Genomic DNA, 14815 nt, shown 5'->3' with positions numbered 1-14815 from the left:
TGCGGGTCCGGGTCCGTTCGCAGTCGTTCGAGCACGACCGCCGTGGCGTCGCCGCCGGATTCCGCGGCGGGGAAACGGCCCAGGGCTATGGCGACCCGAACCCGGATGCGAGTTCGTCGAGGAGCGGGCTGAGATCGTCTGCCGACGGCTGCTCTTCCATCCCGCACCCTTCATGGCTTCAGGCACCGAGCCTTCGCTCGCGGTGGTCGTACTGCGTCCTTGTAGCCCGTACGGAACTGGACGGCGTGCACCGAGTCGCCCTGCTCCACCCCGTTCACGACCGCGCGGACCGTGTAGTCGGCCTGCGCGGGCCCACCCGGGTGAAAGTAGTTCGTCGAACCGCTGACCGGGGTGGAGTTGACCAAGGTACCGGCGCGGTAGACGTTGAAGGAGATGTCGATTCGGGTCGGTACCCAGCCAGCGCCAGCTGACCAGGTTGCCGCTGTCGGTGTGGACGCTGACGACGCCCCGGTCGAGGGCCTCGACCTGCCTCGCCGTGGCGGCCTGGGCCGATCCGGCGCCGAGGGCGGTGAGTCCGGCGGCGACGAGGGCGGCGGCCGCCATGACCGAGCCGATCACGCGTCCGCGGTGCTGCCGTTGCGGGTGCTGCACGATGGATACCTCCTGAGAGGACGGACTGCTCCTGCCCCCTCAGTCGCCGCCGTCCGCACGGGAGTTGCCGCCCTTCAGCAAGCGCTCTCTACGCGTATCTGCGAGCCAGCTCGGCGACCGTGGCGGCGATACGGGCGCGCAGTTCGGGCGGCTCCAGGACCTCGATCGCCGTCCCGAGCCGCAGGAAGTCGTCGTGGGCCTGGTCCACGGATTCGACGGGAACGGTGGTCCGTGTCCAACCGTCCTCTTCCATAAGTCCGTTGGCTGCCGCCGCCTCACCCGCGGGACCGCCCAGACGGGTTCCGGGCGCGATCCGCACGACCGCCTCCGCACGGTGCAGCCTCTCGTGGAAGTCCCGCTGGTAGGCGGTCCAGTACGCCGCCAGGTCGAAGTCCTGGGGCCGGGTGAACTCCTCTCCAGGGAGGGCGAGTTCGAGGATCTGGTCCACCCTGAACGTGCGCGGCCCCGGGCCGGCGACGACATACCAGCGGCCCGCCTTCAGCACGAGACCGTACGGCTCCAGGCGGCGCTCCACGTCGGTGGGTTCGCGCCAGCGGCGGTAGCGGACGTTCAGGACACGGCCGTTCCATACGGCGTCGGCGACGGCGGGGAGATACGGGGTCTCGTCGGCGTCCGCGTACCAGCCCGGTGCGTCCAGGTGGAAGCGGCCGCTGACCCGGTCGGCGTGCTCGCGCAGTTCGCGCGGGAGGGCGGCGCGCACCTTCAACTGAGCCGCGGCGAGCACCGAGCCGAGGCCGAGTTCGGCGGCGGGTCCGGGAACTCCGGCGAGGAAGAGGGCCTCGGCCTCCTCGGTGGTGAGGCCGGTGAGACGGGTGCGGTAGCCGTCGAGCAGCCGGTATCCGCCCGCGTGACCCGCGTCGCCGTACAGCGGGACACCTGCCGCGCTCAGCGCCTCGACGTCCCGGTACACCGTCCGCACCGACACCTCCAGCTCCTCGGCGAGCTGGGCGGCGGTCAGTCTGCCGCGGGTCTGCAGCAGCAGAAGGATCGAGACGAGACGGCTGGACTTCACTGACACATAGTGTCAGTGAAGTGGACCTAGCGTCCTGCCATGGCTTCGACGACCTCCATCACCGCTACGACGTCCACCACCGATACGGCCTCGACCACCACTACGGCCTCGACCGGCTCCGTGGCCTCCCTGGCCTTCAAGGAGAAGTTCCTGACCGTGCCGCCGCCCATCGAGGTGGCCGGGCGGCGGATCAAGCGCTACCACGTCACCGGGGACCCGGCCGGCATCGAGCCCGAGGTCGAGCGGGCGGCGTACGCGATGCTGCCGCGGCTGCTCCCCGAGCCGGACGGCACCCCGCCCGCCACCTTCGTCGTCCTGCACCGGGGCGGTGACGACGGCGCCTACCTCAACGCCTACAGCTGGGTCTGGGACAACGTCCTGCACTTCCGGGGCGCCGCCGCGGGCCAGCCGGTGCTGGGCTGCCCCGACCGGAACCCGGCGCACTTCATCACCCCGGACCTTCCCTGGATCGGCTGCGTCTGGGAGCTGCCGCCGATCCTGCACGAGCGGGACGCCTGGGTACGACACCTGCTCGCCTCCGAAGTGCCCGACCTGGAGGCCTACTTGACCGACTCGCTGCCCGAAGGAACCACGGGGGACCGCACATGAGCAACGCCCGGGACAACGCCGCCGTCCGCCGCGACTTCGACTTCCTCCGCGGGGACTGGGACGTCGTCAACCGCCGCCGTACCGACTTCCTCGACCCGGAGAGCGACTGGGAGGAGTTCCCGGCCGTCAGCCGCTGCTGGAACCTGTTCGACGGGGCGGCGAACATCGACGAGATCGACGTACCGAGCCAGGGGTGGAAGGGACTGACCCTGCGCCTCTTCGACGTGGAGACCGAGCAGTGGTCGCTGAACTGGTCCTCCAGCCGCAGCGGGAAGCTGTTCCCGCCGGTCCTCGGGCGGTTCGGTCCGGACGGGCGGGGCGAGTTCCACGGCGACGACACCCATGACGGGAAGGACGTGCGGGTGCGGTTCGTGTGGTCGGGGATCTCCGGGACCACGGCCCGCTGGGAGCAGGCGTTCTCCCTGGACGGGGGCAGCACGTGGCTGACCAACTGGACCATGGAGTTCACGCGGACGAATGCCGTCTGACGACCGTCCGGCCCGGCGCCGGGCCGGTGTCCAGGCCTTGCGGAACGCCCGCATGGGCGGAGACGACGTCGAACGAGTCGCCCGGGAAGGGGAGTTGACGGCAGTCGGCGAGGACGACGGCTCCCGGGAGACGTACGGCGGCCCGGCGCGTCATGCCTACGCCGCGTCCGTGCCCGTCACCCGGAGCCCCGGCCGCCCGCCGGCGAGCCGACGCGTCACGATCTCGGTGCCGCAGGCCAGGTCGAGCAGGCTGCGGGCCTCGCCGGGGACCAGCGCGAGCACGGCGTCGGCGCGGCAGCGGCGGCCCGTGGCTCGTCGCCCCGCGTCGCGTCGTACCCGTCCGCTTCCTTGTCGTAGTCCGGCACAGAGGTCAGTGTGCCCCGTGCCCCGGCGCGAGTTCCTCCACCCTGCGGGCGAGATCGAAGTCGAGCGCGGTGACGGCGCCGCCGACGCTGTGCGTGTTCACGGTGAGGGAGATCGTGTTGTAACCGAGGGTGAGGTCGGAGTGGTGGTCGAGTTCCTCCTGGACCTGGGCGATGTGCACGACCATCGCGGTCGCTGCGAAGTGCGAGCCGAGCCGGTAGGTACGGGCGAGCCGGTCCCCTTCGAGCGACCAGCCGGGCAGCTCCGCCAGCCGCTCCTCGATCTCCTTCTGCGCCAGCGGTTCGACGGCCATGGACGTGATCCCTTCGTACGGCGGGTGGGACGGGTCGGTGTGTGCGGGGCTGGGCCGGGTGTGCGGAGTGAGATGTGCGGGGCCGGGTGTGCGGAGTCAGGTGTACGGGGTGAGCCCGTCTCTCAGCGTGCCACAGCCGTCCCCGGTCGGCAGGGCACGCAGGGCGCGCCTCACGGCGGCCGGCCCGAGCGGGGCTCGGACGGTCCGCGGCCCGGCGCCGCGGGAGAGAGGCCGGGCCTCCGCGTCCGGCGGCCCTCCCCCGCGATCACCGCCGTACGCACTCCGTCGCGAAGTCGTCCGCCAGGATCGTGATCGTGGAACGGCCCTCGATCCGTTCCAGCCACTCCTGCGGGAGCCCGTGGTCGCCGTGCCGGGCGCCGAGGAGGTTGCCGCAGATCGCGCCGGTGGAGTCGCTGTCGCCGGAGTGGTTCACGGAGAGAAGCAGGGCGTCGGTCACCCGGAGACCGGCGAGGGCGCAGTAGACGGCGATGGCCAGGGCTTCCTCGGCGATCCAGCCGGCGCCGAGGGACTCGACCTTCTCGGCGGTCGGATCGCCTTCGGAGGCGAGGTCGAGGGCACGGTTCAGAGCGGCCGTGGTCTCCTCGTGCCCCGGATGGCGGGCGAGCAGCCGCAGCGTGCGCAGGACGGCGCCCTCCAGGGAGTCCCCCGAGACGAGGTGGGCGACGATCGCGGCGAGGGCGCCGGACGCGTAGTACCCCGTGGGGTGGCCATGGGTCATCTGCGAGCAGCGGGCCGCCATGCCGAACACGGTCTCGGCCGGGGTGCGGGTGAGCCCGAAGGGCGCCGAGCGCATGACCGCGCCGCACCCCTTGGAGTCCGGGTTGACGGGTCCGGGCGGTCCGAGCTCGCTCATCGGGTCGGGAAAGTGGTCCTGCTGGAGCCCGGAGAGACAGGCGTTGCCGGGTGCCCGGCGGGCGTACAGCCAGCTCTGCGCGGCGAGTCCGCCGTGGACGTCCGGGCCGGGTCCGGGCTCGGTCTGGGTGTCCAGCCACCGTCCGTACGCCCATCGCACGAGCCGTGACCAGCCGCCCCCGATGCCCTTGAGCCGCTCGCGTGCGTGCGCCTGCTGGACCCCTTCGACCGTGAACAGGGTCATCTGGGTGTCGTCGCTGATCCGGCCCACCACCCCGTCGGCGTCCGGGACCGGTCCGGTCACCCCGCGCGGCCCGTGCGCGGCGCGGATCCGTTCCAGGGAGTCGAACTCCACGGGGTAGCCGAGGGCGTCCCCGAGCGCGCCGCCCAGCAGGCAGCCGCGCACGCGTGCCCGGTAGAGGGCCTCCGCCTCCCAGGACAGGTTCCGCAGGTCGTTCACGTGCCACTCCTACTCCTCCTCGACTACGGTCTTCGTTTGGCATCCACTCCCGCCTAAGGACGAGGAGTTCCAGCGGTCGCCCGCTGGGGTTCCTGCTTCACCGACGACCGCCCCGTCCGGGAGGACTCCCGTTGAGGCCTTACACCGTCTCCACAGGCAGACACGGCCAGCCCGGCCGCCAGAATGTTCTTCGCCGCGTTCGCGTCGCGGTCATGCACCATGCCGCAGTCGCACGTCCACTCACGGACGTTCAGGGGCAGCTTCGCGCGGATCATGCCACAGTTCCCGCACAGCTTGCTGGAGGGGAACCAGCGGTCGATCACGACGAGTTCACGCCCGTACCAGGCGCACTTGTACTCCAGCATCATCCGCAGATCACGCCAGGCCGCGTCCGAGACGGCTCGGGCCAGGGTGTGGTTCTTGACCAGGTTGCGGACGGTGAGGTCCTCGATCACGACCGTTTGGTTCTCACGGACGAGACGAGTGGTCAGCTTGTGCAGGAAGTCGCGGCGCCGGTCGGCGATCCGGGCGTGGATTCTGGCGACCTTGCGGCGCGCCTTGGCCCGGTTCGCGCCGTCCCCCTCGGCCTTGCGGGACAGCTCCCGCTGGGTCCTCGCGAGTCGGGCGCGGTCACGCCGTTCGTGCCGGGGGTTGGTGATCTTCTCCCCGGTGGACAGGGTCACCAGCGAGGAGATCCCCGCGTCGATCCCGACAGCGGCCGTGGTGGCCGGTGCGGGGGTGATGGTGTCGTCGCAGAGCAGCGACACGAACCAGCGCCCGGCCGCGTCTTGGGACACGGTCACCGTGGACGGCTGCGCACTTTCTGGGAGTGGCCTGGACCACACGATGTCCAGCGGCTCGCGCATCTTGGCGAGCGTGAGCCTGCCGTCGCGGTAGCGGAACGCCGAGCTGGTGTACTCGGCAGAACGGCGGGACTTCTTCCTCGACTTGAACCGGGGGTACTTCGCCCGCCCCTCGAAGAAGCCGGTGAACGCCGCCTGGAGGTGCCGCAGGCACTGCTGCAAGGGCACCGAGGACACCTCACAGAGGTACGCAAGCTCTTCGGTCTTCTTCCAGGCCGTGAGCATCGCCGAGGTCGCGTTGTAGTTGACCCTCTCCCGCCGCCGGTACCACGCGACGGTACGGGCCTCGAGAGCCAGGTTGTAGACCTTGCGCACACATCCGAAGGTGCGCGACAGCTCCGCCGCCTGCGCATCCGTCGGATGGAAGCGGTACTTGAACGCCCGCCTCACATGAGCATGAGTGGTCACGACTCACAAACTATCATGACAGTCTGTGAGCGTCCGCGAACTTTCGGTGGTGAACGGCGATCCGCCCCGGCGGCGAAGCCTCTTCCCCGCCCTGCCCCGCAGGAACCCGTTCCTCCCCCGCAAGCGGGAGGTACCCCCACTCCGGCCCGAAGGCCGGGGCATCCACGGAGGAATCCCGATGAGCATGGTCCCCTCCCGTCCCTCCGCCGCCTCAAGTGCCCCTGCCGGGAAGGGCCTCGGGCCGTTGCTGCGGTGCTGGCGGGAGCAGCGGCGGGTGAGTCAGCTGGAGCTGGCCCTGCGGGCGGGCTCCTCGGCCCGTCACATCAGCTTCATCGAGACGGGCCGCTCCCGCCCCAGTGAGGAGATGGTGCTGCGGCTGGCCGAGCACCTCGACGTGCCGGTGCGGGAGCGCAACGCCTTCCTCCTCGCGGCCGGTTACGCCCCGCACTATCCGGAGACCCCGCTGGATGCCCCCTCGATGGAGGCGCTGCGCGAGGGCATGGAGCGGCTGATCCGGGGCTACGAGCCCTATCCGGCGCTGGTGGTCGACGCGACGTACGACGTCCTCGCCGCGAACCGTGGTGTCGCCATGCTGCTGGACGGCGTCCCGGAACGGCTTCTCGCGCCGCCGCTGAACGCGATGCGGCTGACCCTCCACCCGGAGGGCCTGGCGCCGCGCATCCGCAATCTGCGCGCGTGGCGGGACCATCTGCTCGCCCAGATGGACCGGCAGATCGCGCTGCGCCGTTCGGAGCCGCTGCGAGCGCTGTACGAGGAGGTGGCGGTGTATCCGGTCCCGGACAGGGACGCGGCCGAGGACGACGAGTCCGCCGGCGCCGTCCCCTGCTTCGCGCTCCCGATGCGGATCGAGCACGAGGGCCGCGTGCTGTCGTTCATCTCGTCCATCTCGACGTTCAACACACCGATGGACGTGACGGTCGCCGAGCTGGCCATCGAGACGTTCCTCCCTGCGGATCCGGCGACGGCCAAATACCTTCATTCATGGCACTCGTGAGCTTTCGTCACAGGCGTGCGGGCCGGTGATCCGCCGGCGGACACCTGGACATCATTGGGTGTGCCGATTCCCAAATAGCCCTGCCCGTAAATGTGTTGAGGCCAACCTCTGAGGGTTCTCCACGAACATGGCACACTGCACGCATACTTCGGCGCGTGGGGAGGCGGCGTGGCGTGAGTGATCGGCGACCCGCGCCCACGGTGGGGCAGGTGGTTCTGGGGCGGCGACTGCAGGAGCTGCGCGAGGCCGCGGGCCTGAAGCGGGAAGAGGCGGCCCGTGTGCTGCGCGTCGCCCCGGCGACCGTGCGGCGGATGGAAATGGCCGAGGTCGCCCTCAAGATCCCTTACGTGCAGGTGCTGTTGACGACCTACGGTGTGGCCGACGACGAGGCCACCGTCTTCGTGGCGCTCGCCGAGGAGGCGAATCAGCCGGGCTGGTGGCAGCGGTACCACGACGTGCTGCCGGACTGGTTCAGCATGCACGTCAGCCTCGAGGGCGCCGCCGAGATGATCCGCTCGTACGAGCCGCACTTCGTGCCCGGGCTGCTGCAGACCGAGGAGTACGCGCGGTGCGTGCTGGAGGCCGGGACTGTCGGACAGACGGGCCCCGACGCCATCGAGCGGCATGTCGCGCTGCGCATGAAGCGGCAGGGTCTGCTCACGCGGGCGAACCCTCCCCACCTCTGGGTGATCATGGACGAGACGGCGTTGCTGCGTCCGGTGAGCATCCGGGGTGAGGTCATGCGCGACCAGATGGACCGGCTTCTCGAATGGGTCGAGCTCGATCACGTCACGCTCCAGGTAGCGGAGTTCGCGAACGGCCCGCACCCGGGGACGTACACCTCCTTCGCCCTGTTCCGCTTCGCCGAGCCGGAGCTGCCGGACATCGTCTACAGCGAGTACGTGACGGGCGCCCTCTACCTCGACGCGCGCGAGGAGGTGGCCCTGCACCTGGAAGTCCTGGACCATATGTCGGCCCACGCCGCCTCCGCCCAGCGCACCAAGGAGATCCTCCGGGAGTTCCGCGAGCGCTATTGAGCACGCCGCCCGTCCCGGAGATCCCCACGAGGACGATCGCCGCACCGGACACCCCGATGACGACCGAGGAGCAGCCGCATGACCGGACCCGACGCCGCGCCCACCAGGATCGACACCAGCCGGCCCCATCCGGCCCGTGTCTACGACTGGTGGCTGGGCGGCAAGGACAACTACCCGGTGGACGAGGAGCTGGCCCGCAGGATCCTCGCCGCGGACCCGACCGCCGTGCGCGGGGCGCGCGCCAACCGCCGCTTCATGCACCGCGCGACGCGGGCCGCGGCGGAGGCCGGGATCCGCCAGTTCCTGGACATCGGCACGGGCATCCCCACCCAGCCCAACCTGCACCAGGTGGCCCAGCAGGTCGCACCGGACGCCAGGATCGTGTACGCGGACAACGATCCGATCGTGCTGCGTCACGCGGAGGCACTGCTGCACGGCTCCGCCGAGGGCAGCACCGACTACGTGCACGCCGACGTCCGCGACCACGAGACCATCCTGCGGCTGGCCGGCGAGTGCCTGGACCTCAAGCAGCCCGTGGCACTGTCGCTGGTCGCGCTCACCCACTATCTGGACACCGACGGCGACGACGTCCACGGCCTGCTGGAGCGGTACGTCGACGCGCTCGTCCCCGGCAGCCGCCTCGTGCTGTCGCAGGTCACCGCCGACATCAGCCCCGAGGGTGTCAAGAAGGCCGCCGAGCTGTTCCGGCGCAGCGGCACCCCGTTCTTCCCGCGCGGGCGGGAGGAGTTCTCCCGGTTCTTCGACGGTCTGGAGCTTCTCGACCCCGGGGTCGTCCCGGTCTTCGACTGGCGCCCCGAGGCGGAGGACCTCGCCGCCGCGAAGGAAGGCGTCGCGCCCTTGTACGCCGGGGTCGCCCGGAAGGAGTGAGCCGCCCGGCGGGGTGCCGTGACGGTCGTCGTGCACCCGCCGGGGACTGCGGGACAGCACTCAGGGGCTGTCCTTCGGGTTCCGGTCGCGGTCCTCGTCCACGATCTCCGCGTCCACCACGCCCTCGTCCTCGCCCGGGGTGTGCTCGGTGGGTGGCTGGTCCTCCGGGGAGGTCTGCTGCTGGGCCCGGGCGTACATGGCCTGGCCCATCTGCTGGCTGACGGTGGCCAGTTTCTCGATGGCGCCGCGCAGGGCGGCGGTGTCGGTGGAGGAGTCCGCCAGGAGCTGTTTCAGTTCGTCGGCCGCCGAAGCGACCTCCGTCTTCGTCTCGGCGGGGATGCGCTCGTCGTTCTCGCGGACGAACTTCTCCGTCTGATAGACGAGTTGCTCGCCTTGGTTGCGGGTCTCCGCGGCCTCGCGGCGGCGCCGGTCCTCCTCGGCGTACTGCTCGGCCTCGCGCATCATGCGGTCGATGTCGTTCTTGGGCAGCGCCGAGCCGCCGGTCACGGTCATCTTCTGCTCGCGCCCGGTGGCCAGGTCCTTCGCCGAGACGTGCATGATCCCGTTGGCGTCGATGTCGAAGGCGACCTCGATCTGCGGGACCCCGCGCGGCGCGGGCGGCAGCCCGGTGAGGTCGAAGACGCCGAGCTTCTTGTTGTACGCGGCGATCTCGCGCTCGCCCTGGTAGACCTGGATGCCGACCGAGGGCTGGTTGTCGGCGGCCGTCGTGAAGATCTCCGAACGCCGTGTCGGGATCGTGGTGTTGCGGTCGATGAGCGTGGTCATGATGCCGCCCTTGGTCTCGATGCCGAGGGACAGCGGGGTGACGTCGAGGAGCAGTACGTCCTTCACGTCGCCCCGGATCACACCGGCCTGGAGCCCGGCGCCGACGGCCACGACCTCGTCCGGATTGACGCCCTTGTGCGGGTCCTTGCCGGTAAGTTCCTTCACCAGCTCGGTGACCGCGGGCATCCGGGTGGACCCGCCGACCAGGATGACGTGGTCGACGGCGGACAGCTTCACCCCGGCGTCCTTGACCGCCTGGTGGAAGGGGGACTTGCAGCGGTCGAGCAAGTCGGCCGTCAGTTCCTGGAACTGAGCGCGCGTCAGCTTCTCGTCGAGGTGCAGCGGGCCTTCGGCGGTGGCGGTGATGTACGGCAGGTTGACGTTGGTCTCGGTGGACGAGGACAGCTCGACCTTGGCCTTCTCGGCACCTTCGCGCAGTCGTTGCAACGCCATCTTGTCGTGGCCGAGATCGATGCCGTGCGAGGCCTTGAAGCGCTGCGCGAGGTACTCGACGATCCGCTGGTCCCAGTCGTCGCCGCCGAGTCGGGTGTCACCGTTGGTCGCCTTGACCTCGATGACGCCGTCGCCGATCTCCAGGAGCGAGACGTCGAAGGTGCCGCCGCCCAGGTCGAAGACGAGGACGGTCTGCTCCTCTCCGCGGTCGAGCCCGTACGCCAGGGCGGCGGCCGTCGGCTCGTTGATGATCCGCAGGACTTTCAGGCCCGCGACCTCGCCCGCCTCCTTGGTGGCCTGGCGCTGCGCGTCGTCGAAGTAGGCGGGCACGGTGATCACGGCGTCCGTGACGTCCTCGCCGAGATAGGCCTCGGCGTCCCGCTTCAGTTTCTGCAGCACCCGGGCGGAAAGCTCCTGCGCCCGGTACCGGGTGCCGTCGATGCTGCCCGTCTCCGGAAAGCGCCAGGTCACATCCCCCATGTAGCGCTTCACGGACCGCGCGGTGCGCTCCACGTTCGTCACGGCCTGCCGCTTGGCCACCTCGCCGACCAGCACCTCGCCGTTCTTGGCGAAGGCCACCACCGAGGGCGTGGTGCGCGCCCCTTCGGCATTGGCGACGACCGTCGCCTCACCGCCCTCGAGGACGGCCACCACCGAGTTCGTCGTACCGAGATCGATTCCGACCGCACGTGCCATGTCCGTCCCCTTCCGCCAGGGCTCTGCCCGCCTCCAGCACAAGACCCTCGTTCCCGCTTGTCAATGGCGCGGGTGGCGGGGCGGGGGCGGGCGCGCCGATGCCGCGCCCCCTCGGGGAGGACGCGGCATCGGCGGACGAACGTCAGGCGAGCTTCGCCGACAGGGTGATCGTCGTGCCGGTCAGGGCCTGGCTGACCGGGCAGTTCTTCTTGGCGTCCTCGGCCGCGGCGACGAAGCCGTCGTTGTCGAGGCCCGGCACCGTGCCCTCGACCGTGAGGTGGATGCCGGTGATGCCCTCGCCGGGCTGGAAGGTGACGTCGGCGTTGGTGAGGAGCTTGGTGGGCGGGGTACCGGCACCCGCGAGGGCGTGCGACAGCGCCATGGAGAAGCAGCTGGAGTGGGCGGCCGCGATCAGCTCCTCGGGGCTGGTCTTGCCGTTCGCGTCCTGGGCCCGCGACGCCCACGTCACCGGCTGCCGGCCGATACCGGAGGAGTCGAAGGTGACGACGCCGTTGCCCTCGATCAGGTTGCCTTCCCACACAGTGTGTGCGGTGCGCGTGGTTGCCACGATGATTCCTTTCGGGTGTGGTCCCGTTGCCGGGGTCCGTGCCTCCCATCCGATCACACCTGGGCCCGGTGCACCCGACGGTCCGGTGGCGACCTGCCGACCGTGTCCGGGATTTGCCCGACGAGGGCCGGGCAAGGGCCTGCTGACGCACCGTCGCCGGGGTTCACCGCACCCGGAAGACCGGGCCCCGCGCGGTAAACGGGAGCCGTGCGTCCTGCGGGATCAGATAGGCGTGCTCGCGCCGCACCCGCAGGACGTCGCAGTATCCGTCCGTGATCACCAGGACGGGCGCGCCCGGCGGGAAGTCGTCGGCGCGGTGCAGCAGGTCGATGCCCGGTTGCAGGACGGTGCCGCCGCGCCCGTGCACCCGTACGCGTCCGGCGATCTCCGTGACCTGCAGATAGCCCGCGTCGTGCGGCGCCGCGTCGCAGAAGACGACCCGGGCCGCGGGTACGTCCCGGGCCTCGGCGTACGAGGCGATGGCGCCCAGGGCCTTGCCGAGCAGGGTGCGGTCCATGGAACCGGAGGTGTCGAGCACGACGCCGAAGGTGCAGCGGGCGATCTCCTCGGGCGGGAACCAGCGGCCGGCGCGCGGGATGTCGGGGGTGGCCGCCTGCCGGCGCGACGGGCGCGCGTACGACCGCAGGGGCTCGGGGCGGGGAACGAACTCGTCGAACCAGCGGGCCAATCGGGCGTCCCAGGGCAGCGGCGGCTGGCTGAGCGCCCGGATCTCCTCGACGAGACCGCCGGGCAGGAAGCCGCGTTCCTGCTGCTGGTGCAGGTCCAGTCCCCGGGCCAGGCCGCGGCGGTAGAACTCGTCGAGGTCGACGTAGTCGCGCGGCGAGCCGAGCGGGCCGCCCAGGATGTCGCCCGCTCCCTTGCCGCGCAGCGTCGCGAGGCGGCGCATCCGGCGCAGATCGCCGGCGATCCGGTCGTACACCTCCTCGGCCGACAGGTCCCTCAGCTCCGGGTCGTACAGCAGTCCGTCGGGCATGGTGCCGATCTGCATCTCGCACAGCCAGCCGTTGATCACGTAGTCGGCGGCGATGTTGAAGAGGTACGGGTCCCGGGCGCCGCAGCGGTCGCCGTGGCGCAGGGCGGCGTGCAGCATCTCGTGGGCGAGGACGAACCGCCATTCCTCGTCGCCGAAGTCGCGCACCGGGTTGATGTAGATCTCGGCCGCCCCGGTGTCGACGGCGGCGACGGAGATGCCGTGGGCGCGGGCCAGTTCGGCGTCGGCGACGAGGGTGATGCCGGCGGCGACGCCACCGAGCAGCGGGTAGGAGGAGATGAACCAGCTCAGCGCCCGCTCCCAGGGCTGGAGCGGGGTGGGCCCGCCGCGCATGGACGCGCGCCGGCCTCCCGCCATGTCCATCGCGGTGGCCATGGTGCGGGTCAGGGCGTGCGCGAAGGCCACCTGCCAGTCCGGCGGGGTGCCGCCGATCCAGGTGTTCCAGGGCACCAGCAGCTGGTCCGGGGCGCCGCCCGCCGTACCGCAGTGCTCGTACCGGGGCGGGATGCCGTCGCGGCGCCAGCTCGCGGCGAGCCGTTCCTCGTCGCCGTCGGGGTAGCAGTCCGGGAGGTTGTCGGGGGTCAGGCCCACCGGGAAGCCGAGCAGGAAGCGGTTCACCACCACGCAGCGGGCGGCGCGGTCGAAGGGGTCCGGCTGCTCGCGCCGGCCGACCGCCGCCGGAACATGACCGAAGCCCAGGTGGATGACGGCATGCGCCACGGCCCAGGCCCAGGCCGCCGGTTCGGCGCGGCGGGCGGGGTCGACGTGCAGGACCCCGTCGGAGTCGACCGCCACCAGCCCGTTGCGGGGAGCGCTGGTGCACTTCTCCTGCCGGCAGACGCTGAAGCCGATCGCGGCCAGCGCCCGGTTGGCCCGCACCAGGCGCATCCCCTCGGCGAACGCCTCGGCGGCGGGGTCGGGTCCGGCCTTGGCGTCGGCCTTGCGGGCGCGGCTCATCGCGCGGCCCCGTCGGCCGGGCGGACCGGCGCCTCCGGGAGCCTGCCCCTGTGCACGGTCACTGGCGCGCCTCCACCAGGCGCGGCATGTCCCGGGCCGCCTCCACCAGGAACCACGCGGGCAGGACGGGATTGCCGTCGGCGTCGGACGCGATGACGCTCTGGGCGACCTCGACGGAGATCTCGGCGAGCTGCACGAGGAGGGACTTGGCGCGGTACGCGGTCTGGCGGGCGTTCGCCGAGAGGTGCTCCTTGCTCGCGGGCAGCTCCTTGACGAGCCGGCCGCGGAAGGACTCCGCGAGGTAGTAGAGCAGGTCGCGGTCCTCCATGCGGGAGGGCCAGCGGGCGTCGCCCTTGATGATGGCCTCGATGCCGAACCGGCTGCGCACGATCTTGACGTATCCGCAGAAGGCGACCGCGTGCGCGGGCGTCAGCGTGCCGTGGGCGATCACCTTGAGGGTCTCCTCGTCGACCGCCGGCCCGAAGGAGCCCAGCGCGTCGGAGAGCATGTGCCAGGAGCGCGGCGTGGAGAACGGCTCCTCCGTCTTCGGCGGCTTGGACCACAGGTGGTCGGGCCGGTCGGTGAGGTGGTCCAGCACCCAGGGGTGGATGCCGTTCGCGGCCGCCCAGACGAGCCAGTCCTTCGGGGAGGCCTCCAGATGGACGTGCGTGAGGCGGTTGACCAGTGCGGAGGCGATCGGGCGTGCCAGCGCGTTGTCCGTGGCGCGGTTGCCCGCGCCGATCACGATGGAGCCCTTGGGCAGCTCGTAGTTGCCGATCCGGCGGTCCAGGATCAGCGAGTAGAAGGCCTTCTGCACATCGGGGGTCGCCGCGTTCAGCTCGTCCAGGAACAGGCAGTACGGCTCGTCCCTGGCGATCGCCTCCGGCGGGCAGAAGACGGACCGGCCGTCGCGGATCTGCGGCACACCGATCAGGTCCTCCGGCGCCAGCTGCGTACCCAGCAGGCTCACGCACTCCAGCCCGAGCGATTCGGCGAACTCCCGGACCAGGGAGGACTTTCCGATGCCGGGGGCGCCCCAGAGGAAGACCGGCCGCACGGTGGCGAGACCGAGCAGCAGCTCCGGGATGCGAGCAGGGGTGACGGTGGCGGCTGCCTGCACAGGCGAGCTCCTTGGGTGTGTTCGAGAGGGGGCACGCAGGGGCGCGGCGTCCGATGCGCACAGTGTGGGCTCGCCGGTCCGTTCACCGCAGCCCATTTTCCGGCGCGCCCGGTTCGCGCCGTACCGCCCCCGGCCGTTCGGCACGAACGGCCCGTGGGGCTCGCCCGGTCGGCACGCCGCGCTTCCTGACGCTCCCCTTGGGCACACCGAATTGCCCCCATATCCCCGCTGGGCACGGCGAGTTGCTGCGCGGCCGTCCCG

The 14815-nt window shown here is 71.1% G+C and carries 13 protein-coding genes and 2 pseudogenes; 5 read left to right on the top strand and 10 right to left on the bottom strand.

The window, feature by feature from the left end:
- Positions 1-200: 200 nt before the first annotated feature.
- A pseudogene (locus ACWD68_RS03725) lies at positions 201-612 on the bottom strand (rhamnogalacturonan endolyase family protein); the annotation flags it as partial.
- A gap of 88 nt (positions 613-700) precedes the next feature.
- On the bottom strand, positions 701-1645 hold the full coding sequence (locus ACWD68_RS03720; RefSeq protein WP_451804835.1) for a helix-turn-helix transcriptional regulator: 945 nt from the start codon (positions 1643-1645) through the stop codon (positions 701-703).
- A gap of 129 nt (positions 1646-1774) precedes the next feature.
- Here ACWD68_RS03720 and ACWD68_RS03715 point away from each other — a divergent pair, with 129 nt between their 5' ends.
- Both ACWD68_RS03715 and ACWD68_RS03710 read left to right on the top strand, forming a co-directional pair.
- The gene (locus ACWD68_RS03715; protein WP_451804919.1) at positions 1775-2254 is read left to right on the top strand and encodes a hypothetical protein; all 480 of its coding nucleotides are present in this window, start codon (positions 1775-1777) and stop codon (positions 2252-2254) included.
- Positions 2251-2742: a hypothetical protein gene (locus tag ACWD68_RS03710; protein WP_451804834.1), complete on the top strand. Its 492-nt coding sequence runs from the start codon at positions 2251-2253 to the stop codon at positions 2740-2742. Before ACWD68_RS03715 ends, ACWD68_RS03710 begins: the two co-directional genes overlap by 4 nt.
- 55 nt (positions 2743-2797) lie before the next feature.
- Here the strand turns inward: ACWD68_RS03710 and ACWD68_RS03705 are convergent.
- From ACWD68_RS03705 to ACWD68_RS03690, 4 genes and pseudogenes are all read right to left on the bottom strand, one after another.
- Positions 2798-3107, bottom strand: a pseudogene (locus ACWD68_RS03705) (class I SAM-dependent methyltransferase); the annotation flags it as partial.
- A gap of 5 nt (positions 3108-3112) precedes the next feature.
- Positions 3113-3418, bottom strand: coding sequence for a 4a-hydroxytetrahydrobiopterin dehydratase (locus tag ACWD68_RS03700; RefSeq protein WP_351544215.1), 306 nt, complete (start codon positions 3416-3418; stop codon positions 3113-3115).
- A 265-nt stretch (positions 3419-3683) separates the two neighbouring features.
- Entirely contained in the window at positions 3684-4751 is a 1068-nt protein-coding gene (locus ACWD68_RS03695; protein WP_451804833.1) for an ADP-ribosylglycohydrolase family protein, read from the bottom strand.
- A 53-nt stretch (positions 4752-4804) separates the two neighbouring features.
- Positions 4805-6022 carry an RNA-guided endonuclease InsQ/TnpB family protein gene (locus ACWD68_RS03690; protein ID WP_451804832.1) on the bottom strand — a complete coding sequence of 406 codons (1218 nt, stop codon included), beginning with the start codon at positions 6020-6022 and terminating at the stop codon, positions 4805-4807.
- 178 nt (positions 6023-6200) lie between these two features.
- On the opposite strand from ACWD68_RS03690, the gene ACWD68_RS03685 reads away from it, so the two are divergent.
- The 3 genes from ACWD68_RS03685 (at position 6201) to ACWD68_RS03675 (ending at position 8962) form a co-directional block, all read left to right on the top strand.
- Entirely contained in the window at positions 6201-7037 is an 837-nt protein-coding gene (locus ACWD68_RS03685) for a helix-turn-helix domain-containing protein (protein ID WP_451804831.1), read from the top strand.
- Between the two features lie 173 nt (positions 7038-7210).
- Positions 7211-8074, top strand: coding sequence for a helix-turn-helix domain-containing protein (locus tag ACWD68_RS03680; RefSeq protein ID WP_451804830.1), 864 nt, complete (start codon positions 7211-7213; stop codon positions 8072-8074).
- A 78-nt stretch (positions 8075-8152) separates the two neighbouring features.
- Positions 8153-8962, top strand: coding sequence for an SAM-dependent methyltransferase (locus ACWD68_RS03675; protein ID WP_451804829.1), 810 nt, complete (start codon positions 8153-8155; stop codon positions 8960-8962).
- 60 nt (positions 8963-9022) lie between these two features.
- Here ACWD68_RS03675 and dnaK read toward each other — a convergent pair whose 3' ends face one another.
- The 4 genes from dnaK to ACWD68_RS03655 form a co-directional block, all read right to left on the bottom strand.
- Positions 9023-10897: a molecular chaperone DnaK gene (dnaK, locus tag ACWD68_RS03670; protein ID WP_451804828.1), complete on the bottom strand. Its 1875-nt coding sequence runs from the start codon at positions 10895-10897 to the stop codon at positions 9023-9025.
- A gap of 142 nt (positions 10898-11039) precedes the next feature.
- Complete coding sequence (locus tag ACWD68_RS03665) at positions 11040-11465, bottom strand: OsmC family protein (RefSeq protein ID WP_451804827.1); 426 nt, start codon at positions 11463-11465, stop codon at positions 11040-11042.
- A 163-nt stretch (positions 11466-11628) separates the two neighbouring features.
- Entirely contained in the window at positions 11629-13434 is a 1806-nt protein-coding gene (locus tag ACWD68_RS03660; protein ID WP_451804826.1) for a vWA domain-containing protein, read from the bottom strand.
- A gap of 58 nt (positions 13435-13492) precedes the next feature.
- Complete coding sequence (locus tag ACWD68_RS03655) at positions 13493-14554, bottom strand: ATP-binding protein (protein WP_451804825.1); 1062 nt, start codon at positions 14552-14554, stop codon at positions 13493-13495.
- Between the last annotated feature and the right edge of the window lie 261 nt (positions 14555-14815).

The organism is Streptomyces sp. NPDC005141, assembly GCF_053599975.1.
This window is presented reverse-complemented; position numbering and strand designations above follow the sequence as displayed.

Bases quoted from the DNA above. Each gene is read 5' to 3' on its own strand.
- ACWD68_RS03660 (WP_451804826.1), bottom strand. From the start codon at position 13,434: ATGAGCCGCGCCCGCAAGGCCGACGCCAAGGCCGGACCCGACCCCGCC.
- ACWD68_RS03700 (WP_351544215.1), bottom strand. From the start codon at position 3,418: ATGGCCGTCGAACCGCTGGCGCAGAAGGAGATCGAGGAGCGGCTGGCG.
- ACWD68_RS03675 (WP_451804829.1), top strand. From the start codon at position 8,153: ATGACCGGACCCGACGCCGCGCCCACCAGGATCGACACCAGCCGGCCC.
- dnaK (WP_451804828.1), bottom strand. From the start codon at position 10,897: ATGGCACGTGCGGTCGGAATCGATCTCGGTACGACGAACTCGGTGGTG.
- ACWD68_RS03685 (WP_451804831.1), top strand. From the start codon at position 6,201: ATGAGCATGGTCCCCTCCCGTCCCTCCGCCGCCTCAAGTGCCCCTGCC.
- ACWD68_RS03710 (WP_451804834.1), top strand. From the start codon at position 2,251: ATGAGCAACGCCCGGGACAACGCCGCCGTCCGCCGCGACTTCGACTTC.